Below are 23,097 nucleotides of genomic sequence, written 5' to 3' on the forward strand. Positions count from 1 at the left end.
TATCAACTATATCCCAAAAGGGTTATTTATAGCATATGCTGGCTCTGTAAACCACTGTGGGCCATCTTCAGTCATATAAATATGATCCTCTAATCGAACACCAAAGGCATTAGGCACACAAAGCATGGGCTCGTTACTAAAGCACATGCCCGGTTTTAAGACGGTCTTGTTACCTCTAACAATGTATGGGTTTTCGTGTATGTCCAAGCCTATACCATGCCCTGTTCTATGGGGTAGTCCAGGTAGTTTGTAATCGGGCCCAAGGCCATGAGATTCTAAAACCACCCTTACGGCAAGGTCTACAGACTCACAGGTTCTACCGAGTTTTGCCGCATTAAAAGCAGCCAATTGTGCCTCTTTTTCTATGTTCCAGATTTTGGTCTGCTCGTCGTTGGGCTTACCAAACACATAGGTTCGTGTGATATCTGAGATATAGTCGTGCAACACACATCCCGTATCTACCAATACCATCTCATTAGGCTCCAATGTTTTTGGCGATTTTACCCCATGCGGAAAAGAAGAATCCACTCCAAAAAGCACAATACAAAAATAAGATCCCGAAGCTATACCATAACGTTTGTGGGCTTCATTAATAAAACCTTCTACTTCTTTAGCCGTGATACCCTCCCTCATAATACGAGCGGCTGCTTTTTGAACCTCCATCGTAATGTCCATAGCGACTTGCATAATAGCAATTTCTGCCTTAGACTTTTGCATACGGCATGGATTAATAACCTTACTCGCATTAATAAATTGATATGATGACGAAACTTTTAAAATATTATCCGTGATAAAAAAAGGTGTTGTTTCGTCCATAAAGACAGCACCATCAGTTATACCCTTTTTTACCAATAATGTTATAAACAACAAGTATGGGCTTTCATGTTCTTCCCAACAATGCACCTCACCTTCAACAACCATAAAATCCAATACCGTTCCTTTTTCAAATTGTGGGGCAATATAATGTACTGTCCCATCTAAAAAAACAATAGCACCAACCATACGCTCACTTGCGTTCCATTTGGTACCCGTAAAATAGTTTAAGTTGGTTCCGGCATGCAAGTATAAGGCCGACACGTTTTCAACTTTCATCAAACCAATCACTTTATTCATCCTGGCCTGATATTCCGCTTTGGTTATAGGGTTAGCCAAATGCGCTTTGGGTCTTATTTTTTTTAGCTCTGCTTCTATGGTCGATCCTCCAATGCCGTATACACTCATATTTATTATTTTCTAAATGGATTTTAGAACCTTCTATCTGGACTAAAAGGTTCCAGGTTTAAACTCGTTTTTCTATCTACAATAAGTTCTGAAACCAACTTCCCAGTAGCTGGCCCCAAACTCCATCCCATCATGGCATGCCCTGTAGCTATAGTTAAATTATTGCATTTTGAAGATTTCCCAATATATGGCAATCCATCTGGTGTACAAGGACGCAATCCACAACTGGCATTTGCTTTTTCTTCTGCAGTAATCTCCAAATTATTGTAATACGATTGCGCTGCACTAGCAATGGCATTCACCCGTACTGGGTTAATATTATGATTAATCCCTCCTATTTCCATAGTCCCGGCAAAACGGGTGAATCCGTCCATTGGCGTTACCGCTACTTTGGCTTCACACAAAATGGCAGGAAGGGTAATATTTGTTTCTCGATTCACATTAATTCGATAGCCCTTTCCTGCCTGAACAGGAATTTTAAGCCCTAGCTTTTTGGTTAACAACGGACTCCAGCTTCCGGCCGCCATAACCACCTCATCTGCCCTTAGTGATTGTTTATCTGTAATAACCTGGACAATCTTTCCATTGGCAACTTCAATATCTATTACTTTTTCATTATCAAAAAACACAACCCCTTTAGACTTTAAATACGTGATCATTTCTGGCATAAAATGATTGGGTGTCATGTGCGCATCGGAATGAAAATAAACAGCACCTTTAATATTTAAATTGGCTTTAGGTTCTATTTTTGAAACCTCTTCTGCCGAAAGCTGTTCCACTTTTAGGCCTTCTTTAATCCCACGCTGCCCAACCTTCCATTCTTCCTCTCCTGTTTTATCGGTTTTATAACACATTAACAAGCCTTTATGCTCGTAGTGAAAGTTGAAGTCGCCCGAAACTTTCATAGCTTCGTACAAATCGCGACTCAACAGATTGATATCTTTTATGGGCTTAATCGCCCTTTCAACTTTTGAAGCTGTAGCCGACTTTTTAAAGGCCCAGGCCCATTTTAAAAAATCGATATCCAAACGGGGTTTTACATAAAACGGACTTGCTGCATTGAACATCCATTTTAGGCCTTTGGTAATCATACCAGGTGATGCTAACGGAATAAAATGACTTGGCGTGACATAGCCGGCATTGACATGCGACGCCCCTGCATCCATATTGGATTGGTCTACAACCACAACTTCACAGCCTTCTTTTTGAAGGTAATAAGCTGAACTCAACCCTATAATACCGCCTCCTATTACTATAACTTGCTTGCTCATTTGTTTAATCGAATTTAAAATTCCAAATAGGCTTAACACCTCTTAAATGCTCCACAAAATAATTCCACCGTTTCTTTATAAAATAGTCCCTATACACGCCTGAGTAGCCATGCCGCTGGCTGGGTAAAATTAACAGATCGAATTCCTTATTGGCTTTAACCAAGGCTTCCGCTAATTTAAAGGTCGCAGACGGATTTACATTATCGTCCAGACCGCCGTGAACCAAAAGCAACTTCCCTTGCAAGTTCTTGGCATTGGTAATATTGGACACCTCATGATAGGTTTTATCTACTGGCCACCCTTGGTACATTTCTGGCCACCAAGCTTTTTCCATTCTAAAATCGTGATCGGCTGAGCTGGCCACCCCTACTTTATAAACCTCTGGAAATGCCAACATCGCCCTTCCGGTATCGTATCCTCCTGCCGAATGCCCAAAAATACCCGCCCTTTCAGCATCGATCCAACTGTATTTTTCACCTAAATATTGAATGGCTTTTACATGGTCCACTAAATTATTTCCCATGTCTTTATAGGACTGGTCATGAAATGCCTTAGACCTACCGTAAGTCCCCAAACCATCTACCTGCATCACAACAAAACCTAATTCGGCCAATGCCTGGTTGGCAAATGCCACATCAAACGATTTAGGAAATAATTGGGTGTGTGGTCCTGTATATGTCGCATCTATAATGGGATATGTTTTTGAAGCATCGAAATTTGAAGGTTTCCAAATGGCACCATATATTGTCGTTTTACCATCTTTTGCGGTAAGCTGAAACTCTTGCGGTGGTTCCCATCCCCGAGCAACGGCCTGATCCACATTGGCTTCAGATAGTAAGGCTAAAATCTTTCCTGTAACTGCTTCACGAAGCCATGTCTTAGTGGGCATGGTTACTGTTGAATAATTATCTACCACAAATTTACCGTCTTTGGAAAAAACTATACGATGATGCCCTTTTTCAGAGGTTAGGTTAACCATATTACCCTTTAAATCGACTTTATACAACTGCTGATGATAAGGATTATTGCCTTCCTCCTTCCCTGAAGCCAATAGATAAACATCTCCTTTACCCTCGTCGATATATTCTATGCTATTAATAAAAAAATTACCTTGGGTTAATGGCCTTTCAATACCCGTTTTTAAATCTAAAACATACAATTGACGCCATCCGCTACGTTCTGAAAGGAACAGTAGCTTGTCCCAACCCTTAACCCATGTATATTTAAAATTATCGATATTGGTTTGGCTGACTTCAACAATTAAATCTTTTTCTGTATTAGTTTTTAAGTCAACTTCCTTTACATATTCTTTTTGAAACCCACGTTCTTTCCAATTTGCTATAAGTTTACCAGAAGCTTTCATCCACTCAATGGATACTGGATTAATATGTGTTTGGGTTGGTAAATTGGTTTTTACCTCTTTTTTGGTCGCTACATTAAAAAATACTGGTTTTACCTTTACTAAAGTTGTATCGCCTGGCGACCCCCTATAGTACGAAAGCAATTTTGGTTTATACAGGGAATCGACGGAATAATCTAATAGATACATTTTCTCTGCATTTCTAAAATCAACTACATTGGTCTTGAGCCACTTGGAATCATTGGACCAGCTTACGTTAAACTGCTTTGGACGCTCTCCGTTCTCGCCTTCCATTAAATCGAACCATCCATAGTAGGTAGCATATTCGTACCCCTTCTTGCCATTGAAACTCAGCTGGAATTCTTGGTCGGTTTCAACCGACTTTATAAACAAATTATACTCTTTTGTATAAGCCAACCACTTACCATTGGGAGACAGGCTTTCAAAAGCTTTCGTCTTTTCATCTTTTTCTCCTTCTTTGAACTCCAGTTGATATGTATTTAGGTCTAACAACAGTGTTTTACCGTAAGCAACCAATTCAACTTTATCCTTATTGATGTTTTCAACTTTAGTAATGGAGATCGATTTAGCCGTTGTATTTTTACCTAAAACCCCATTTAAGGCCAAGGCCAGTTTTTCTTGGTTGAATAACGGTTTTACTTCAAGGCCCTTAAAATAAACCGTCTTATATAAATTACCTTCCTCACTTTTATCCACAAACCAGAACCCAGTTCCATCTTGATACCAATTAACATTAGTATACAGATTATGCACCATATCGCCATAGTTCATAAAGGCTACTGCACGCTCGTATTCTTGCAGGGTAATTTCTTGGGCTTTTAAGAAGAGTGAACTTAAAAGAAAAAGATAGTTTAGGATATGAATTGACTTGAACCTTTTAATCATTAGAATTTATATTTTTAATTACTAAGCATCTTATATCACCTGAAATCCATAGGCATAAGGGTCGTCTGCGGTATCAATTGTAATGGTATTATGCCCATAGACTTTGGCCCACCCCTGAATGCTTGGAATGATGGCTTTTTGATTTCCAATTGTGGTTTCCTCTTCCACTTTCCCAATAAACTTGGAGCCTATAAAGCTTTCATGAATAAAAGGCTCTCCTTTTTTTAGTTTACCCTTAGCATGTAATTGTGCCAATCGCGCCGATGTTCCTGTGCCACATGGACTTCTATCGATAGCCTTATCGCCATAAAACACCGCATTCCTTCCTGAAGATGTTGGATCTATTGGGTTTCCCGTCCATAACATATGGCTCACATCCCTAATGGTTTCATTCTCTGGATGAATAAACCTATTGGGGTATTTTTCATTGATACGCTGCCTTACGACTTGGGAATATTGAATAATTTTTGAAGCGGAAAAGGCATGCACGCCTTCAAAATTCTTTTGTGGATCTACGATAGCATAGTAATTCCCTCCGTAAGACACATCAAAGGTTATCTCTCCAAGTTCTGGGCATTCAACCGTTAAGCCTTCTGCAGCCAAATAACTTTTTACATTGGTCAATTTCACCCAGTCTACCTTATCTCCTGTTTGCTGGTATTCAATTTCTACCAGACCCGCCGGCGCTTCCATACGTATCTTCCCAGGCACTTTCGGCGTCACCAAACCTTCCTCAATGGCAATGGTAATGGTTCCAATAGTTCCATGACCACACATGGGTAAACATCCCGAGGTTTCAATAAATAAAATAGCAAAATCGTTCTCGGGATTGTGCGGCGGGTACAAAATGCTTCCGCTCATCATATCGTGTCCCCGCGGTTCGAACATCAAGCCTTTACGAATCCAATCGTACGCTTTTAAAAAGTGTAGGCGTTTTTCGTTCATATTCGTCCCTATAAGTTCGGGACCACCTTCTTTAATAACCCTAACCGGATTACCACAGGTGTGCGCATCGATACAAACAAATGTATGTTTACTCATTTTTTACTTTATGAATATATGTTTTTATGCGATTTTCTAAAATGGACAGCGTCACTGTACCTTGTTCTAAAATAATTTCATGAAAGGCCCTAATATCGAATTTTGAACCTAACTCTGCTTCAGCCAATTGCCTTAATTCCCTTATTTTAAGCTCTCCCATTTTATAGGACAGGGCTTGTCCCGGCCAAGAAATATAGCGATCTGTTTCGGTATTTATTTCATGTAAGGATAAGGCCGTGTTAGACGCCATATAGTTAACTACTTGCTCTCTTGTCCATCCTTTGGCATGAATTCCGGTATCGACCACCAAACGACATGCCCGCCACATCTCGTACGTTAACTGACCGAATTTTTCATAAGGCGTAGTATACAACCCCATTTCATCTGCTAAATACTCTGAATATAATCCCCATCCTTCTCCATAGGCCGACAAATACAATTTCTTTCTGAAGTCTGGTATACTATCTCCCAATTCGTTATTTAAGCTCCCTTGCAAGTGATGCCCAGGAACAGCCTCATGAACTGTTAATGCTGGCAAAGTATAAAGTGTCCTACTTTGCAAATCGTAAGTATTTACCCAGTAATAGCCAGGTTCAGTACTTTCTTTTTCAGTACCTATATAACGTCCACTGGTATATTTAGGTGCTATAGCGTCTGGCACAGGGGCAACGCCATAAGGTTTACGGGGTAGGGTTTTAAAAAATCTTGGCAATTGTGCATCGGCACGTTTGGCTATATCCCTAGCTAACATTAATAGTTCCTTTGGTGTTTTTGCATAGAACTGTTGGTCTGTTCTTAAGAACTGGAAAAAGTCTTCAAAGCTGTCCTTAAATCCTAATTCGGCGATAATCTTCTCCATTTCAGACTTAATCCTAGCCACTTCCTTCAGCCCTATTTGATGGATATCATCGGCCGTATATTGCGTACTTGTTGTATAATAGTTTATTCTATTTTGATAATAAGCTCCTCCGTTTGGTGTTTCCGAAACCCCTAGTGTTGTTCTTGTATTTGGAAAATATTCTGTTTCAAAAAAGGTCTTTATTCGCTTAAACTGTGGTATTACAATGCTTTCAATAGCATTCTTTGCCGCGACTAACACCGAATCTTTTTGCTGAACACTTAAATCGTTTGGTAAGTTTTTAAAAGGGGAATAATAAAAACTATCCTTGTAATCGTCTACAAGGTTACTGTCGTAGGTCGATTCATAACCTTTGAATATCACCAAAGGTTGCGACACCCCTTTTTTAAGACCTTCTCTTAGGTTTTCAAAATGCTGGTCTACAAATTCTGGAAGTACATTTAATTTCTTAAGATACTCCTTTACTTGATTGTAATTGGTTAATGGTTTTACGTTGTAGGTTAGATCACTATGGAATCCTGCATCAGACAATAAGGGATTTAAATAGCGTTCAAATTCATAATAATCAATTTTATCCTGTAAAATAAATTTTAAAAGTGTTGCTGAAATCTGATCGGTTTCTTTTAAGGCTTCAACCTCTACCATTGAAAGCTTGTCTAAGGTCTCTTTGGCAAATTCGGCTTCTGCTTTGTAATGTGCTTTTGTAAAAACCCCCAAAGGGTATGACGCCTCGTCATACCCTTTGTGATTTTCATAGTCGGTAATTATAGATTGCAAATCGGTTCCCTTTGTTTTTTGGGTTTTAGAACAGCCCATTAAACCTATAACGCACAATACTATAATGCTTTGAAAAAATTTCACATGTTTGTATTTCAAAATTATTTCCTTAATGCTTCTGGTAACAATTCCTTGGGGAACGACTGATAACTAATTGGTCGCACCCATCTTTTTATTGAATTGGCACCAACAGCACCAAATCTAGAATCGGTTGAAGCTGGATATGGCCCACCATGTTGCATGGCTGGACATACCTCGACGCCAGTTGGCACACCGTTAAAAATAATTCTGCCCACGCGATTCTCTAAAGCATCAACTAGATCGTGTAAGTTTCCATATTCCTCTTCTTCAGCAATGATGGTTCCCGTTAACTGCCCTTCTAAATTATTGATAACCTCTAACAGCTCTGCTTCATCTTTACATCTTACCACTAAAGAAAATGGCCCAAATACTTCTTGGCTGGTTTTTGGGTTGGCTAAAAAGTCGGCACCAGATACAGTTGCAATAAGCGATGCTGCATAATTTGCATCCAATTCGCCTTGAATTGTCCCTACCACTTCTACCCCTGCCTGTGAGGTTACGCTTGCTCCATTTTCTACAAATCCTTTTTTGATATTAGGGTGCAGCATACATTGGGCTTCTATAGCTACTGTTTTTTCTGCAAGATCGTTTACAAATTCCTGTGTTTTGGGTCCTTCAACCGTTAAGATTAAACCTGGATTGGTACAAAATTGTCCTGTCCCCAATGTTATGGAACCTGCATAGGTTTTAGCAATCTCTGCTGACCTATTACTAATTGCTTTTGAAGTAATAACTACTGGGTTGATACTACCCATTTCGGCAAAAACAGGAATGGGCTCTTCACGTTGTGATGCCAAATCGAATAGGGCACGACCTCCTGCAATACTTCCCGTAAACCCTACGGCCTTAACTTTTGGATGTTCTACCAATGCTGTACCAACTGTTCTTCCTCTACCCATCAGATTTGAAAACACACCGTTTGGCATGCCTGTTTTTTCGGCTGCTTTTATTATAGCCGAGGCTACCAGTTCTGCCGTTCCGGAATGCATGGCATGGGCTTTTACTATAACCGGGCATCCTGCTGCCAAGGCACTTGCTGTATCTCCCCCAGCTGTAGAAAATGCCAATGGGAAATTACTTGCCGCAAAAACCACAACAGGGCCTAACGGTATTAAAGTTCTTCTTAAGTCTTCTTTAGGCAAAGGCTGTCTATCTGGAATAGCTTCATCTATTGTATTCTCTCTCCAGTCTTCTTTGGCTACTAAATCGGCAAAAGAACGCAATTGAAAAACTGTTCTTCCCCGCTCTCCAATGGCACGCCCTTCAGGCAAACCAGATTCAGTTGTATAGGCATCTATCAGCTCTTGGTCCAATGCTAAAATCTCGTCGGCTATTGCATTTAAAAATTCAGCTCTACGAGTTCCAGATACTTTTCTATACTCTTTAAACACTCCCCAAGCTAAATCTACTGCTTCATTTACCTCATCTATTGTCGCTTCAAAAAACGGTGTGGGGGTTTCAATATTTAATTTTGGGTTTATGGTATGGTGTGTTACACTACCTTTTGCAGACAACTTATTTCCTATATAATTTTTTCCTGTAATCATTTTTATTTTTTTTTATAATATCTTTTTTATTATAACATTTAAGACCTTATGGGCTATACATCACATCATTGTCTCCCATATTTACCTGAAAACAAAAACAGTTGTTTTAAAAAACAAAAAAATCAAGCACATTTGAACGAGACCCTAAAGTTAATGCTAAACATTAACTTACACCACACCAAATATGCTTGAAAATCATAATTTAAGCTAATACAGCTAAGTTCTTATAATCTGATAATATTGGTCTAGATAATGGACAAAAATAGACCATGTTTATAAATTTACTATCGTTATAATTAGCACATAATAATACTATATTACCATATAAACATCGTTTTTGCAAAAAATTTAATAATATTTGCATAAACAACAGTATATGAAGGTACTTCCATTTAAAATTCCGAAACCAGATAATGAAGCATTAGTATATCAGGAAGAACGGTTAAAAGTATTATACGATCAATTACACCAACATAGTGAGATACAAATTAGCTATGTAGAAAAAGGCGCTGGAACGCTTATAGTTGGAGATACAATTAATACTTTTTCTCCAGACGATATTCTTGTATTAGGAGGCTATTTACCACATGTATTTAGAACAGATACTAAGTTTTCTGATGAAACTGTGGTTTACACGTTGTTTTTTGATAGAAAATCTTTTGGTAAACATTTCTTCGATTTGCCTGATATGGAAATTATCAGTGATTTTTTTAATGAATCTGAATACGGAATGAAAATATTAACTCCAAAGGATAAACTTATTAAACTCTTTTTAAAATTAAAAGACCAGAATAAAGTTCAACGTATTAGTAGTCTTTTAAGAATTATTGACCTTATTACCAAAGCCGAAAAAACACCTTTATCATCATTTGTCTACAAAAAGAAATACACCGACGATGAAGGTAAACGTATGAATGATGTATTTAATTACGTCATGGAAAATTACATGGAGCCTATTACCTTAGAAGAAATATCTGAAATAGCCAATATGACTAGAAATGCTTTTTGTCGCTATTTTAAAAAGCGCACTAATAAAACGTTCTTTCAGTTTTTAATAGAAATACGAATAGAAAATGCGTGTAAACTCATTAACTCTAACCCTGACCAATCCATTTCCTCCATTTCTGAACTATGCGGATTTCGAAACACCGCTAATTTTAATCGAAAATTTAAAGAGGTTAAAGGTATAACACCATCTCATTACAGGTTGCAAAGGTTTTAATAGATTAACACCTAACTTATTATAAAAAATTATAATAGGCAAATAACACCTCCAACAGGTTTTTAATATTGATATTTTACCTAAATCGTTCTTTGGCATCACTATAGTCCAAAAGTGTTTGCTCCTTGAAGTACCTTGTTTGACGAAATAATTATAAAGATTTACCCCATTAATTTACTTTCGGTTTAAAATCTATATTTTACTCTAAAGACATTACAACTACCTTGTTTTTTAATAAAATACTAAAAAAAGGATAATATAATATCTCTTTATGCTAACAATACTTCATTTAATGAGGTTTTACTTTATACTTTTGCCCCAAGACATTTTTTGAAAAATGTTTATTTAGGTTAATTTTAGATAATAAGAGATTATGATAGAAACAAATAGTTCAGATTGGAGGCATAGCGTTATGCCGGCCGTGTTTACATGGTTGAAAGAGTCAAAATCAGGTGCCCTTGAAATTGACCTAGATGCAACAAAAAAATACGCTGCAGATGTTTTAAAAGTTCAAGGAAAAGGAGGAAGCAGAATGGGCGGACTTGTCGGCTCCGGTACTCTGGGTGAGAACAGCCACCTAAGCACTGAACAGCGCCTTACTTTACTTAAAGCCCTTTCTGAGGTTGCTAAAGAATACAATGTACCGTTGATTAGTGGAGCTGCGGCAGAAACTAAGGAAGAACTTGCCAAAATTGTTGAAGGTCTTGCAACGGTTGGAGTGGATACAGTCATGGTCATGCCGCCAAAAACTAAGGCGGTTCCATCTGATGATGAAATGTATGATTACTATGAACTTGCTGAAGCAACTGCAAGAAATGTAGACGTAACAATTATGCCCTATAACAATCCTGATGCTGCTGGATATCATGCAATATCAACTGATCTTCTCCTAAGAATTTCTGCTCTACCTAATGTAACTGCTCTTAAAATATCGACTATAGATGTTTCAATTATTGAAACTTTGATGTTAGAAAACAAAGATTTAAAAGTTTTGGCAGGGGTTGACACAGTTACTGTACACGCAGGACTTGCTGGAGCAAGTGGTGGTATTACAGGTGTAGGTGTTATCTTCCCAAAAGCAAGCGTTACTATGCAGGAGCATGTTTTAAATGGAGAATGGGCTGAGGCAAACAAAATTTCTCAGGCTTTAAATTCCATATCATATCTGGATGGTCAGCCGTTACTTATGGAATATCTTAAGTTTGCCATGGGTATTCATCATAATGATATAGCTGGAGGGCTTCGTACCTACGGTATAAAATTAACTCAACAGCAAATTGATGATGTTCAAGCAAGATATACCCTAGCAAAAGAAAGACTTGAAGCTTTAGACTTATTGTAGTCTAACACTTTCAAACATTCAAATAGAAGAGATCGTCTAAAAAGTAATTTTTAGGCGATTTTCTTTTTTTCATATATGTGAAGTTCCTAAAATCCTTCATTTTTAGTTAAAAGTTTCAAGGAACAAGTACTTAAAGTTGTTCTAAATTGCTAAACTGTATTTTTAAGGTTATGTGCCATTGCAATCAGCCCTATTTATATATTATAACAAAACAGGCTAACAACAATAATTGTTATATACACAAGGTATTGCTATGTTCAATGAATGATTTTACAAATTCTCAACATTTATAAGTATCTTGTAACGATATTACCACCTACTTATTAGAATAAAAAATATGAACAAAGACATTGAAATACTTTGGTATGACCTGCACATGGAGCTTTACAATTTTATTCTAAAACGGATAAAAAACGAGGATGACACCAAGGATATTTTACAGGATGTTTTTTTTAAGGTACAGACCAAAATAGATTCCTTAAAAGACACATCCAAACTCACGTCGTGGGTATACCAAATTACCAGAAACACGATAATAGACTTCTTTAGAAAGAAGAAACATGTGGATGAAGATATATCTTCCATAGAGTTACCTGAGAACGAAAACGACGACATGGTTTACAAAAGCTTGTCCAGTTGCATTAATGGTAAAATAAATACCCTTTCGAAAACATATAAAGAAGCTATTTTACTTACTTCCTTTTGCGATTTTACACAGTTACAATTGGCCGAACGTGAAAACATATCATATTCTGGAGCCAAATCCAGAGTTCAACGTGCCAAAGACATTTTAAAAAATGAAATCTTAGATTGCCCTAATGTTGAAGTGGATTCCAAAGGAAAGATTATAGACTTCTTGAAATAATTTTGCGTCTTTTTGGATTCAGTAGCGTCTTATTAAAAACTCCAACAATGAAAAACCGTATTGTTTATCAAATAGATTCCTTTACCAGAGAAAAATTTAAAGGCAACCCCGCTGGGGTCGTACTTCATGCCAATGGACTCTCCGACCTACAAATGCAACAAATTGCCAGAGAATTGAACAATTCTGAAACCGCCTTTTTGTTTTCTGCCGACCAACAGGGCATTGATGGTGAAATTAGATATTTCACCCCAACCACTGAAGTGCCTTCTTGCGGCCATGCCACCATAGCAACTGGCTATGCCTTAGCTATGGAAAAAAAAATGGGTTCCTGTGTGCTTAAAATGAAAACACAAATTGGCGTGTTGCCCATAGAAATTCACGAAAAGGAAAACGACTATAGTATTTCGATGACACAAGGCGCATTTAGTTTATCACCAGAGTTTGATGAAAAAACCACAAATGCAATCGTGTCAAGCCTAGGGCTTTCTGAAACGGACAGACTTAATAACTGTCCTATACAAATTGCGTCTACCGGACACTCTAAAGTTATGATTGGCATTAAATCCCGCAAAAAGCTAAATGCCCTATCACCAAAAATGGATGCCTTAAAAACCATAAGCAGTCAAATTGGATGCAATGGCTACTTTGTTTTTACGTTCGATTCCAATGACAAAGACATTTTAACCTATGGCAGAATGTTTGCTCCTGCTATTGGTATCGATGAAGATCCCGTAACAGGAAATGCAAATGGCCCCCTAGGCGGTTATTTAATTCAGAATGAAATTATAAAACCCCACAACAACCTCTTTGAGTTTACAGGAAGGCAAGGTGAACAGATGGGACGTTTGGGAGAGATTAATGTACAGGTTAGTATTGAAAACCAAGTCCCATCAACGATTAAAATAAATGGTGAAGCGGTTGTTATTTTCAGAACAGAGCTTTTTCTATAATTGGCCTTAAAAGTAAATTACAATAAAAAACTGCGTCTTTTTTATCCATTCTGCGTCTGTACAATAAACAACCTTTAAAGTATAGATCATGAAATTGAAAGTTAATATAGTAAATGCCTTTATAGATAATGGTAAAGGCGGAAATCCAGCTGGCGTTGTCCTTAATGCAGATGATTTAACAACAGCGAAGAAACTTGAAATTGCAAAAAAAGTAGGCTTATCTGAAACCGCCTTTGTATCGCAATCCAATCAAGCCGATTTTAAATTAGATTTCTTCACGCCCACAAGACAAATTGCCCATTGCGGCCACGCAACTATAGCCGTGTTTTCCCTACTTAAGCAACTTGGCAAATTACAAAAAGTAGCGTCCTCAAAAGAAACTATCGATGGCATTCGTAACATTCGTTTGAAAGGTGATCTTGCATTTATGGAACAATCTGCACCAATATATACCAATGTTTCAGAAGATAGAGCAACCATTTTATCTTCATTGGGGCTAGCATCTTCAGATCTTATTGAAGGCGCCCCTATACAACTGGTCAACACGGGCAACTCCTTTATTATTATTCCTGTGGAACGCGCAGATAGCCTTAAAAACATACAACCTAACCATGAGCTCATCTCTAAGATAAGCAACAAATATAATTTAATAGGGTTCTATGTCTTTACTACTCATACCACGGACAATACATACAACGCCACCACAAGAATGTTTGCACCCCGATATGGTATTCCAGAAGAAGCTGCAACAGGTATGGCTGCAGGTCCGTTGGCCTGCTATCTTCATGATATGCTCAAGGTAAAAAAGGAAAATTATATGATTCAACAAGGAAAATATATGACACCTCCATCTCCTAGTGCAATACAAGTAGAGCTTTTAAAAGAAAACGGTAAAATTATAAGTCTTATGGCAGGAGGGAAAGGCATTGTTACCAAAGATTTTGAAATTGAATTATAAAAACAATGTGCCTTAAATAAGGCATAAAAAAAGAGAACCTATTTTTAGATTCTCTTTTTTAGTAGCGGGAACTGGACTCGAACCAGTGACCTTCGGGTTATGAGCCCGACGAGCTACCTACTGCTCTATCCCGCGATATTGGACTGCAAATATACAATCCTTTTTAACTTTATCAAGCATAAATATAAAAAAAATTAGTCTTCCATTCTATTTGCCTGAAATTCTGTTAATTCTGAACTCATAAATTTAACAGAAACCTGAATAGGGTTACAGCATACTTCACAATCTTCTACGTATGACTGCTTAGCTATGGAACTATCCAATAACATTGAAATGGTTTGCCAGCAATATGGGCAGGTAAAATAATGCTCAATCATAATTGCCTTAAAATAATAAAAAAGGGTAAACAGCCTTAACTATTTACCCTTTTTTAACTAACTAATTACTTAAAACTATTATTCTTTTTCTATATCCATTTTAGCAGTTGCTTTCTGGTTTTGCAATTCCAAGAATAACATATCTGGAGGTGTACTTCTCGATCTGTTGGAAATGCTAGTAATATCTTGGTTCAAATTGTTATCGCTAACCATTATAGTGTTCAAATTCCTTAAGTTCACCAATTCCATAGGAAAATCTCCCGTAAACTCATTACTCGACAAAATCAACTCTTGTAAATTGGTTAATTGAGCAAGCTCCACTGGAATTTGCCCCTCCATTTTATTATCAATAAGGCTTAACTTTTCCAAGTTAGATAAAGCATAAATTTGATTAGGGATTGTACCTGTTAAAAAATTACTTCCTAACATCAACTCCTTTAATTTGGTTAATCCCATAAGTGACTCTGGAATATTACCAGTTAATTTATTACTGTACAACTGTAATGATTCTAATTTTTGTAGCTCACCCAATTCATTTGGAATGTTTCCTTCTAAACTATTCATAAAAAGCCCTAAAGACGTTAACTCTTTTAAGTTTTTAATTGTTGAAGGAATGGTTCCACTTAATTTGTTGAAACCTAAATTCAATTTTCTTAAGGCTGTTAAATTCCCTATTTCTTGAGGAATTGTACCTTGAAGGTTGTTAAAATGTAAATTTAATTCAACGACTTTATCATCTTGAACTTTTACGCCGTACCAAGTATCGATTGATGCTTCCAAATCCCATGATGTGCTCCATTCACTCCCATTGGCAGCCTTATAAAGGGCTATGAGCGCATCTTTTTCAGTTTGTAAAACGCCAGCAAATGTATACAAGGAAACAAATAAGCAGGCTAGTGTTAGCTTTAAGGTTTTCATGGTCGAATAAATTTGGGATTAATTCTCCTACGAAGATAGCCAATAAACGATGTACAAACTATTTTAATCGATAAAATACACTAAATTTTAACATTTAACATTCCGTAAACTGCTCGATTTCCAGCTGAATGTCTTCCCATTTTTGCATCAATTCTTGCAAATTGGTTTTCATTTTTTGGTAATTATCAAAGAAATTAGGTTGTGAAGTTACCTTTTCATAATTAATTTCAAGCTCCAGATCAATGGCCTTAATCTCTTTTTCCAACTCACCAATTTTGGCTTCCACATTGCTCAATTTATTATTTAGGGACTTTAACCGCTTTTGGTCTTCGTAAGATTGTTGCTTTTTTTCCTTAGGAGTTTCCTTTACTACAGTTCGCTTTTCAACCTCACGCAAGTTTTCAACATTACGTGATTCCAGATAATAATCTATATCACCTAAATATTCTTTAATTCTCTGGTCTTTAAACTCATAAACCTTATTTGTTAAACCTTGCAGAAAATCACGGTCGTGAGATACGACTATTAAGGTACCACCATAACGCTTTAATGCTTCCTTTAATACATTTTTAGATTTTATATCTAGGTGATTTGTAGGCTCATCCATAATCAAAACATTAAATGGCTGTAGCATCAATTTGGCTAAGGCCAATCTATTTCGTTCACCTCCAGAAAGCACCCTTACATATTTTTCTACGTCATCTCCCCTAAACAAAAACGACCCCAAAATATCCCTTACTCTACTCCTATTGGTCTCGTTTGCGGCATCAATCATGGTATCAAGAACCGTTTTGTTTCCGTCTAAATACTCAGCCTGATTTTGGGCAAAATACCCTAACTGTACATTATGTCCTAAGTTTAAATTTCCATCATGCTTAATTTCACCTACTATAATTTTGGCCAATGTAGATTTACCTTGCCCGTTCTGTCCCACAAAGGCTGTTTTACTATCACGTTCAATAAGTAGGCTAACACCTTTCAATACCTGATTTTCACCATAATTTTTAGCAACATGTTCTGCCTCCACAACAACCTTACCTGGCGTTACAGATACGGGAAAGTTTAAGGTCATTACGCTATTATCATCTTCATCTACTTCAATACGCTCTATTTTATCCAATTTTTTGATAAGCGATTGGGCCATGGTTGCTTTTGAAGCTTTAGCTCGAAACTTTTCAATAAGCTTTTCGGTTTGCTCAATCTGTTTTTGTTGATTCTTTTGTGAAGCCAATTGCTGTGTCCTAAGTTCTTCACGCAATATCAAATATTTGGAATAAGGTTTTGGATAATCGTAAATACGTCCCAATGAAATTTCAATGGTCCTATTGGTTACATTATCCAAAAACATTTTATCATGGGACACAATAACTACAGCTCCTGCATAATTTTTTAAAAAGCCTTCCAGCCAAATTATAGATTCAATATCCAAATGGTTTGTAGGCTCATCCAACAATAGAATATCATTGTTTTGCAAAAGCAATTTAGCCAGCTCAATACGCATGCGCCACCCTCCAGAGAAGGTATCGGTAAGTTTATCAAAATCCTCACGCTTAAACCCTAAGCCTTGTAAAATCCTTTCGGTATTGCCTTGATAGTTATACCCTCCTAATATTTCATATTGATGCTGGAGCTCATTTACATCTACCATAAGCTGATGATAGGTTTCACTCTCATAATCGGTACGTTCGGCCAATTGGGTATTAATATCTTCCAGCTTGGCTTCCAGTGCTTTTATTTCGGTAAATGCTTCGTAAGATTCCTCTAAAACCGTTCTACCAAAATCAAAATCGATATCCTGCTTTAAAAATCCAATTTTTAGTGCTTTATCTGTGGCTATCTGCCCTGTATCCGGTTCCATTTCGCGGGATAAAATCTTGAGCATGGTCGATTTTCCAGCTCCATTTTTACCAATAAGCCCAACGCGGTCGCCATTGCCTAATTTAAAGGTTATGTCTTCAAAAAGGAATTCGCCCTGAAACGAAATTGATAAGTTATGGATATTCATCATAGAAATGTAACTTTTATTACTGAGTCTTTATTGCAAAAACTTATTTTTGCAAACAGATTTAAAATTTAAAAAATAGGCTTAGTTATAAGCGCTCATTTTTTAAAACACGTTTGCAAAAGTACATGAATTTTTTCATTTGAAAATTCACAAAAACCAAATGAAAAAATTATATGGACTATCAAAGCGATGCCCTGCGCCTGCCAAAGGGAGATTAATAAAGTGAAACTAAATTTTGTAAATTTTTAAATAGAAAATTTAGTTTTTTTTTCAGAAGAAAAGTACAAAAATATTATGTTTAAAAAAGGTAATAAATTATACAGTATACTAACAGGAACCTGTCCTAAATGTCATCGGGAATCCATGTTTAAAAACAAAAACCCCTATATTCTTAGTGAACTATTGGATATGCATGAAACTTGTAGCCATTGCCATACCAAGTACAAAATAGAACCCTCGTTTTTTTACGGAGCTATGTATGTGAGTTATGCTGTTGGTATTGCTTTTGCTACGGCTGCGTTTATGATTTCTTTTTATGTTTTTAATGCTAATATTAATATTGTTTTCGCTTCAATAGTCGCCACATTGGTAGTATTCCTCCCTATTATTATTAGGCTTTCCAGAAATATTTGGATTAACTTTTTTATGCATTACGACAAATCGTTGGCTAAGAAATAATGTTTTGGGCGTTACCATAACAGGTGACCGAGACATCGCAATCAATTTGACAAAGCTCTCTAGAAGTCACCTGTTATGGTCGGGCTTTACATTGCAATCTTTTTCGGTTAATACAAATCATATTTTTTAAACTGAGGTGACAACCGCTTCATTTAAAGAGATTTCATTAATGAAAAAGGATTTCCATTACAATCCCTAACGCAATTCAGGCCTCAACAAAACGATTGATGTCTATGGCTTTTTCCAAAGGCATATTGAGCTCTATAAATTCAAAAAGTTGCTTGGCTACATAAGGCCCAATCATAACGCCCCTGGTACCCAATCCGTTTAGTACATAAACATTATTATAATTGGCATGCCGCCCCACTAACGGCCTTCTATCTTTAACCGTAGGGCGCACACCCGCCATTTGGCCAACAACCTCAAACGGACAATTAATAAGTGTTTTTAGTTTTTCTGAAAGTTCCTGCTTAGCTTCTTCGGTGACCGTGTTAGAGGTATCGCCCCACCCATAAGTTGCTCCTACTAAATACTTGTCCTGCCCTAATGGTATTAAAAATACGGGGCCTTTTAACACATAATCTATTTTTAAATCCGGGGCATGGATCTTCAACAATTCTCCTTTTGTTGGCAACAAGGGCAAGTCTTTGAACAAAGGGTTTTTATTCATACCATAACCTTCGGTAAAAACAATGTGTCTTGCTGTTATGTTGTTATACGCGATGTGGCTATTGGAAACCTTCAACGTTTCATGATTAAATTTGTCCTCTATCAAGGCATCTTCTTGAGTAAGCTCCTGTTTATAGGCCTTAATCATTTTCTTTACGGCTATCCTGCCCGTATGTTTTACCTCGCCAAAACCAAAAGAAGCATTAACGGCTTCATTTTTATTTTTAATCAGGGTTGTTGAGAGGTATTCACTAAGCTGGTGCTTATCGGAAGCTGCAAACCAATCGTTCTGCTCTTCAAGTGAAGCAAACTTTCTGTATACAGGAATTTTGTAATCTAATGTAATGTTTAATCGCGTCTCTATAGCTTTATACTGTTTGGCGGCAAGACTTAATTGCTCATCACTTTTCCAAACTGGTGTAAACCGTTTAAGCACAACAGGATTGTACAATCCACCTGCAACAACAGAAGATCTTTGGGATTGGTCATCAAACACCACAAAGGTTTTGTTGTGAGCCCTTAACTGTTCGCAAAAACTAATGCCCGCCAATCCAACACCTACAATTATGTAATCTACCTTCATGCTGCGAAGATACTTAGATTATCTGGAAGCAAAGGTTAGAATTAAAGCCTAAAGTTTAATATTGAAAGTTTTAGGATAGATGGTCTAAACCACCTCGTCTTCATTAGAAAAGAGGGGAAACATGCAGAACGAGGCAGTTATTGAATAAAAAACGCCCACTTTTTAGGTGAGCGCTTTATTCTATTTTATAACCTTATGTGACTTAATAAGTCCACATATCGAGTTCGAAATCCCTGATTTGGGTTTTTATTCTTTCAGACTCCAACAATTGCATCAATGCATTTTGTGCAATGTACTCGTTAACCTTTCTATCACCCTGCACATTCTCTTTTGCATAAATTATGGCATTAAAGCGTCTTGAGTTCAAGATATGGTCATAAGAAAACGGCATAGAGCTATTTTCGTTATTGAATGATTTAGCTTCATGTAGCACCCCTCTCGCATCTGGGAAGAATATCCAAAACAATTCTACTAAATCTGGATTTTCTTCGTGAATAAAGTTAACGTCTGGGGCTACAGGAGCAATCCCTAATAAACGATACTTCATTTCGGCTTGACGCTTATCGAAATACCACAATCCTTTTATACGGTACTCCTGAATATCTGCAGCAGATATCTCATATCTATCAATATACTCTGCAGACAATTCTTCTCCTGCATTTATTTGTTCAATACCCAACTCGGTAGTATCGACTTTTTTTAATGCTGCATCAATATCTTTTAAGGTACGTTTTGTTGTGAAATACGAATCATCATAAATGTTTTTTATAGTACCATTCTTGATGTTTTTCATAAGTACGTCGTACAACGACCGTCTGTCCCTACCAATGTTATTGGTATCGATAGGATAATATAACGGGAAGTTTACACGCTCGTCCAGCACTATCTTTTCCCAAACTATTGTTGAAAACAGGATATCTCTATCATCTACATAACCATAAGGTAAGGGCTCATCGTTATCGATAGCCTTTTGTGATTCTGTTCTCACGCCAATTTCTTCTGGTGATTTCGCATTTAATATATTTGCTTGTGCAAAACCATGCGATACTGCGAAAACAGTTATAACGGTTAATAAAAAACTTTTAAAATTCATGTGTTTAAATTTTATATTTCACAATGCACATACTTGGGGCTAATTAAGCACAGTATGTAACAGCTATAGCTACTTTAGCCATAGCTGTTTTCTTTTTCTAATTGGTAAGCTCAATAATTACTGGTGATACTTTTTTAAGTATTACACTTACACCACTGGCTTTGGCTTCAATATTAAATATCTGGATATCGGATCCACGCTTCGCTTTACGTAGTGCTCCTTTGGCTCTACTATCCAACTTATTACCTTTAACCTGAATTGTAGGTTGACCAGACACTTTGAACATAAAGCCTGTTACTCGTAATGGTAATTCAAAATCAAAATCATCGAACATAGCACCAACAGTAGAAATCTCTAAACTTTGGCGTTGCATTTTTACTTGACCATCTTCACCTCTAATAGTACCTGTTGGTTTTGGTAAATCCTTAATTCTAAAGGTTGCTTTGTCGCTTACACCTTGACCATCTGGCAATTTACCAGAAACGTTAATGGTAACTTCCCTTCCTTTTATTGAGGTAGCATCCATAACATATTTGCTTCCTCTAACCCTTGATAAACCTTGGGCTCTTGCTGTTACATTATTATCTGATATACCGGCAAAGGAAATGGTCATTGGGTTTTTAACACCACGATACACCACATTCATTTTATCGGCAGAAATGGTAGCTGCATTTGGTTTAGGTACTGTAGCAAACGATGACGATACAGGAACTTCAATATCTTCACCATCTTGTGCAAAAATAAGTTTCCCTTCAATTTTATGTTCACCAGGAGCTCCTGTTCCTACTTTTAGTTTTACTTTACCATCTTCAATAGTATATTGATCTTCGGTTAATGCTCGGCCATCTAATGTTAATTCTACACGATTTGGCTTAGTGGTGGCATCTTTTCTACCCAATACAATTTGACCATCGAATGTCTCACCATTAAAGTAAGCTGACTTAGTCGTCTCCAATAAGGTTGTATAGTTTGTCATAGACACTTCACTGGTAAGTGTTCCTTGTAGCATGTTGGACAACACTTCAGATTCAGTCGTTTTAATATCGGCTTGAAGCTGTGTCATCTTGGTTAAAGACGCTACCAAAGGAAACCCTTTAAAATTACGGTCAAGCCAAGATTGTGTTCCTGCACCCCGTCTAGTGTCATCTGTATTGAATTTCTCTTGAACATCTTTAACAATACCTTCCATTCCTGGTTGATCTGCCAAAACATTGGCCACACCGTCTCTAAAAGCAGCTATTTGGGCCATAAATTCTTCTCCAGCTGGTTTCAACTTGTCACCTTTAAAGAAGTTCTCATCGAGGTAATCCCCTTTGTCCATGATTTCATAATCTGTAGCGTCATCGACGGTACTGGACATTTTCGATTTTAAATCTTCTAAATAATTATCAAATGTAGATGCTAAATCCTTTATTTGAATAGCTTTTTCCTTTAAAGGTTCATATTTTTCTTTCTGATCTATTGCTTTTTGCTCTAAACTAGCAATAAAAGCAGTATTTCGCTCGGTAGCCGCTTGATTGGACTCCGTTAACTTCTCGTTCATTAATCCAAAGGCAGAAAGGACTTCTTTCGACATATTTAATGCTAGCATCGCTATAAATATTAAATACATCAAATTAATCATCTTCTGTCTTGGAGATAGATTTTGTGCTGCCATGTCTAATTAGGTTTTTTGGTTAATTAATACAAACTTGGGTTAACCCCTAATTAGCTCTTGTTCATTGCAGATAACATACCTCCATATACACCGTTAAGTGATGATAGGTTAGATGCCAATGATTGCATTTGCTCTTTTAATTTAGCTGCATTTTCTACAGATTCTTCATTAATAGCGGCTTGTCTATTAATGCTTTCCAATTGTACTTTATACAAGCTATTTAACGACTCCATTTGAGCTGCTGCTAAAGACAATTCTTCACCATATTTTTTAGTAGCTTGAATCGAATCTACAGTAGGTGAAATACTTTTTGCCGCACCTTCAAAGTTTTTAATACTGTCCCCTAAACTTGTTAATAATTCGCCGTCAATTTTAGCTTCTTTTAATAACTCGTCTAATTTTTTAGACAGAAGACCTTGAGCGTCTTTTGGTTCTTTTTTATTTGCTTCACCTCCAGCTAATTCTGGATACACCAACGACCAATCCAAATCCTCATCAACTGGTTCGAATGCTGATATTGCAAAAATAATTGCTTCGGTAACTAGACCAATGGTTAACATAACGTTACCTGTTAGCGGTCCAATTTCAAAATGGATAATTTTGAATAGTGCTCCAACAATTACGATAGAAGCTCCTAAACCGTAAGCTAAATTCATAAACTTTTTACTTGCTTTTGACTGTGCCATAATTTTCGATTTTTTAAGTTAAGTACGAATA

General features: G+C 36.9%; 19 protein-coding genes and 1 tRNA gene. 6 read left to right on the forward strand and 14 right to left on the reverse strand.

What is annotated here, in order from left to right; translation table 11 throughout:
• Positions 1-6: 6 nt before the first annotated feature.
• The 6 genes from MR062_RS03115 to MR062_RS03140 form a co-directional block, all read right to left on the reverse strand.
• Positions 7-1,221 carry a M24 family metallopeptidase gene (locus MR062_RS03115; RefSeq protein WP_242202623.1) on the reverse strand — a complete coding sequence of 405 codons (1,215 nt, stop codon included), beginning with the start codon at positions 1,219-1,221 and terminating at the stop codon, positions 7-9.
• 23 nt (positions 1,222-1,244) lie between these two features.
• Positions 1,245-2,492, reverse strand: a complete 1,248-nt coding sequence (locus MR062_RS03120) for an NAD(P)/FAD-dependent oxidoreductase (RefSeq protein ID WP_242202624.1) — start codon at positions 2,490-2,492, stop codon at positions 1,245-1,247.
• A gap of 4 nt (positions 2,493-2,496) precedes the next feature.
• Complete coding sequence (locus MR062_RS03125; protein ID WP_242202625.1) at positions 2,497-4,758, reverse strand: S9 family peptidase; 2,262 nt, start codon at positions 4,756-4,758, stop codon at positions 2,497-2,499.
• A 30-nt stretch (positions 4,759-4,788) separates the two neighbouring features.
• Positions 4,789-5,799: a 4-hydroxyproline epimerase gene (locus tag MR062_RS03130; RefSeq protein ID WP_242202626.1), complete on the reverse strand. Its 1,011-nt coding sequence runs from the start codon at positions 5,797-5,799 to the stop codon at positions 4,789-4,791.
• Complete coding sequence (locus MR062_RS03135; RefSeq protein WP_242202862.1) at positions 5,792-7,474, reverse strand: DUF885 domain-containing protein; 1,683 nt, start codon at positions 7,472-7,474, stop codon at positions 5,792-5,794. The genes MR062_RS03130 and MR062_RS03135 overlap by 8 nt, the downstream gene beginning before the upstream one ends.
• Positions 7,475-7,536: 62 nt before the next feature.
• Positions 7,537-9,063 carry an aldehyde dehydrogenase (NADP(+)) gene (locus MR062_RS03140; RefSeq protein WP_242202627.1) on the reverse strand — a complete coding sequence of 509 codons (1,527 nt, stop codon included), beginning with the start codon at positions 9,061-9,063 and terminating at the stop codon, positions 7,537-7,539.
• 376 nt (positions 9,064-9,439) lie between these two features.
• Between MR062_RS03140 and MR062_RS03145 the strand changes: the two genes are divergently transcribed.
• The 5 genes from MR062_RS03145 (at position 9,440) to MR062_RS03165 (ending at position 14,400) form a co-directional block, all read left to right on the forward strand.
• Positions 9,440-10,285, forward strand: a complete 846-nt coding sequence (locus tag MR062_RS03145) for an AraC family transcriptional regulator (protein ID WP_242202628.1) — start codon at positions 9,440-9,442, stop codon at positions 10,283-10,285.
• Positions 10,286-10,658: 373 nt separating this feature from the next.
• Complete coding sequence (locus MR062_RS03150; RefSeq protein WP_242202629.1) at positions 10,659-11,627, forward strand: dihydrodipicolinate synthase family protein; 969 nt, start codon at positions 10,659-10,661, stop codon at positions 11,625-11,627.
• Positions 11,628-11,964: 337 nt separating this feature from the next.
• On the forward strand, positions 11,965-12,492 hold the full coding sequence (locus MR062_RS03155; protein WP_242202630.1) for a sigma-70 family RNA polymerase sigma factor: 528 nt from the start codon (positions 11,965-11,967) through the stop codon (positions 12,490-12,492).
• Between the two features lie 47 nt (positions 12,493-12,539).
• A complete protein-coding gene (locus MR062_RS03160; protein ID WP_242202631.1) occupies positions 12,540-13,442 on the forward strand; it encodes a PhzF family isomerase in 903 nt (300 codons plus the stop codon).
• A gap of 88 nt (positions 13,443-13,530) precedes the next feature.
• On the forward strand, positions 13,531-14,400 hold the full coding sequence (locus MR062_RS03165; RefSeq protein ID WP_242202632.1) for a PhzF family phenazine biosynthesis protein: 870 nt from the start codon (positions 13,531-13,533) through the stop codon (positions 14,398-14,400).
• Between the two features lie 62 nt (positions 14,401-14,462).
• On the opposite strand, the gene MR062_RS03170 is transcribed toward MR062_RS03165, so the two are convergent.
• The 4 genes from MR062_RS03170 to MR062_RS03185 all read right to left on the reverse strand — a co-directional run bounded on the left by MR062_RS03170 (position 14,463) and on the right by MR062_RS03185 (position 17,703).
• Positions 14,463-14,535, reverse strand: a tRNA-Met gene (locus MR062_RS03170).
• A gap of 59 nt (positions 14,536-14,594) precedes the next feature.
• On the reverse strand, positions 14,595-14,777 hold the full coding sequence (locus tag MR062_RS03175) for a CPXCG motif-containing cysteine-rich protein (protein WP_242202633.1): 183 nt from the start codon (positions 14,775-14,777) through the stop codon (positions 14,595-14,597).
• 78 nt (positions 14,778-14,855) lie between these two features.
• Positions 14,856-15,695, reverse strand: coding sequence for a leucine-rich repeat domain-containing protein (locus MR062_RS03180; protein WP_242202634.1), 840 nt, complete (start codon positions 15,693-15,695; stop codon positions 14,856-14,858).
• A gap of 94 nt (positions 15,696-15,789) precedes the next feature.
• The gene (locus tag MR062_RS03185) at positions 15,790-17,703 is read right to left on the reverse strand and encodes an ABC-F family ATP-binding cassette domain-containing protein (RefSeq protein WP_242202635.1); all 1,914 of its coding nucleotides are present in this window, start codon (positions 17,701-17,703) and stop codon (positions 15,790-15,792) included.
• Between the two features lie 291 nt (positions 17,704-17,994).
• Here MR062_RS03185 and MR062_RS03190 point away from each other — a divergent pair, with 291 nt between their 5' ends.
• Positions 17,995-18,378 (forward strand): DUF983 domain-containing protein, encoded by a 384-nt coding sequence (locus MR062_RS03190; protein ID WP_242202636.1) that lies wholly within the window; start codon positions 17,995-17,997, stop codon positions 18,376-18,378.
• 205 nt (positions 18,379-18,583) lie between these two features.
• On the opposite strand, the gene MR062_RS03195 is transcribed toward MR062_RS03190, so the two are convergent.
• The 4 genes from MR062_RS03195 to porL form a co-directional block, all read right to left on the reverse strand.
• The gene (locus tag MR062_RS03195; protein ID WP_242202637.1) at positions 18,584-19,630 is read right to left on the reverse strand and encodes an NAD(P)/FAD-dependent oxidoreductase; all 1,047 of its coding nucleotides are present in this window, start codon (positions 19,628-19,630) and stop codon (positions 18,584-18,586) included.
• A 202-nt stretch (positions 19,631-19,832) separates the two neighbouring features.
• Positions 19,833-20,723 (reverse strand): type IX secretion system ring subunit PorN/GldN, encoded by an 891-nt coding sequence (porN, locus tag MR062_RS03200; RefSeq protein ID WP_242202638.1) that lies wholly within the window; start codon positions 20,721-20,723, stop codon positions 19,833-19,835.
• Between the two features lie 97 nt (positions 20,724-20,820).
• Positions 20,821-22,380 (reverse strand): type IX secretion system motor protein PorM/GldM, encoded by a 1,560-nt coding sequence (gene porM, locus MR062_RS03205; protein ID WP_242202639.1) that lies wholly within the window; start codon positions 22,378-22,380, stop codon positions 20,821-20,823.
• Between the two features lie 50 nt (positions 22,381-22,430).
• Positions 22,431-23,066: a type IX secretion system motor protein PorL/GldL gene (gene porL, locus MR062_RS03210; RefSeq protein ID WP_242202640.1), complete on the reverse strand. Its 636-nt coding sequence runs from the start codon at positions 23,064-23,066 to the stop codon at positions 22,431-22,433.
• Positions 23,067-23,097 lie beyond the last annotated feature (31 nt).

This window comes from Aestuariivivens insulae, assembly GCF_022662195.1.
In the GTDB taxonomy this organism is placed as follows: Bacteria; Bacteroidota; Bacteroidia; order Flavobacteriales; family Flavobacteriaceae; genus Aestuariivivens; species Aestuariivivens insulae.

Excerpts from the sequence above, each read along its gene's own strand:
- MR062_RS03135 (WP_242202862.1), bottom strand. The coding sequence starts at position 7,474 with ATGGGCTGTTCTAAAACCCAAAAAACAAAGGGAACCGATTTGCAATCT.
- MR062_RS03175 (WP_242202633.1), bottom strand. The coding sequence starts at position 14,777 with ATGATTGAGCATTATTTTACCTGCCCATATTGCTGGCAAACCATTTCA.
- MR062_RS03140 (WP_242202627.1), bottom strand. The coding sequence starts at position 9,063 with ATGATTACAGGAAAAAATTATATAGGAAATAAGTTGTCTGCAAAAGGT.
- MR062_RS03125 (WP_242202625.1), bottom strand. The coding sequence starts at position 4,758 with ATGATTAAAAGGTTCAAGTCAATTCATATCCTAAACTATCTTTTTCTT.
- MR062_RS03185 (WP_242202635.1), bottom strand. The coding sequence starts at position 17,703 with ATGATGAATATCCATAACTTATCAATTTCGTTTCAGGGCGAATTCCTT.
- MR062_RS03180 (WP_242202634.1), bottom strand. The coding sequence starts at position 15,695 with ATGAAAACCTTAAAGCTAACACTAGCCTGCTTATTTGTTTCCTTGTAT.
- porM (WP_242202639.1), bottom strand. The coding sequence starts at position 22,380 with ATGGCAGCACAAAATCTATCTCCAAGACAGAAGATGATTAATTTGATG.
- MR062_RS03155 (WP_242202630.1), top strand. The coding sequence starts at position 11,965 with ATGAACAAAGACATTGAAATACTTTGGTATGACCTGCACATGGAGCTT.
- porN (WP_242202638.1), bottom strand. The coding sequence starts at position 20,723 with ATGAATTTTAAAAGTTTTTTATTAACCGTTATAACTGTTTTCGCAGTA.
- MR062_RS03130 (WP_242202626.1), bottom strand. The coding sequence starts at position 5,799 with ATGAGTAAACATACATTTGTTTGTATCGATGCGCACACCTGTGGTAAT.
- MR062_RS03150 (WP_242202629.1), top strand. The coding sequence starts at position 10,659 with ATGATAGAAACAAATAGTTCAGATTGGAGGCATAGCGTTATGCCGGCC.
- MR062_RS03145 (WP_242202628.1), top strand. The coding sequence starts at position 9,440 with ATGAAGGTACTTCCATTTAAAATTCCGAAACCAGATAATGAAGCATTA.
- MR062_RS03195 (WP_242202637.1), bottom strand. The coding sequence starts at position 19,630 with ATGAAGGTAGATTACATAATTGTAGGTGTTGGATTGGCGGGCATTAGT.
- MR062_RS03160 (WP_242202631.1), top strand. The coding sequence starts at position 12,540 with ATGAAAAACCGTATTGTTTATCAAATAGATTCCTTTACCAGAGAAAAA.
- MR062_RS03115 (WP_242202623.1), bottom strand. The coding sequence starts at position 1,221 with ATGAGTGTATACGGCATTGGAGGATCGACCATAGAAGCAGAGCTAAAA.
- MR062_RS03165 (WP_242202632.1), top strand. The coding sequence starts at position 13,531 with ATGAAATTGAAAGTTAATATAGTAAATGCCTTTATAGATAATGGTAAA.
- porL (WP_242202640.1), bottom strand. The coding sequence starts at position 23,066 with ATGGCACAGTCAAAAGCAAGTAAAAAGTTTATGAATTTAGCTTACGGT.
- MR062_RS03190 (WP_242202636.1), top strand. The coding sequence starts at position 17,995 with ATGTTTAAAAAAGGTAATAAATTATACAGTATACTAACAGGAACCTGT.
- MR062_RS03120 (WP_242202624.1), bottom strand. The coding sequence starts at position 2,492 with ATGAGCAAGCAAGTTATAGTAATAGGAGGCGGTATTATAGGGTTGAGT.